The 250-nt window shown below is 57.2% G+C and carries 1 pseudogene; it reads left to right on the top strand.

The features are described 5' to 3' along the window. Positions 1-125: 125 nt before the first annotated feature. Positions 126-250, top strand: a pseudogene (locus VSR34_RS39355) (IS5/IS1182 family transposase); the annotation flags it as partial.

Below are 250 nucleotides of genomic sequence, written 5' to 3'. Positions count from 1 at the left end.
ATTTGTCATCCGTACCCACACCAGCGTCTGATCGTCACGACCCAAGGCAGGAGCCGTATGCGGTAACTCTGCACGTACGGATCTGTGGAGGGGGTGATGGGTGACTGTCATTCCTACTCCGACTCAACGAGGTGGTGGCCATTGCCGAGAAGAAGTGCCTGCTCTCGGGTGAACATTTCAGCGTGGACGGCACGCTGATCCAGGCGTGGGCTGGACACAAGAGCTTTGTACGCAAGAATGGGGTCGATCA

Origin of the sequence: Paraburkholderia sp. JHI2823, assembly GCF_038900695.1 — a bacterium.
In the GTDB taxonomy this organism is placed as follows: domain Bacteria; phylum Pseudomonadota; class Gammaproteobacteria; order Burkholderiales; family Burkholderiaceae; genus Paraburkholderia; species Paraburkholderia mimosarum.
This window is presented reverse-complemented; position numbering and strand designations above follow the sequence as displayed.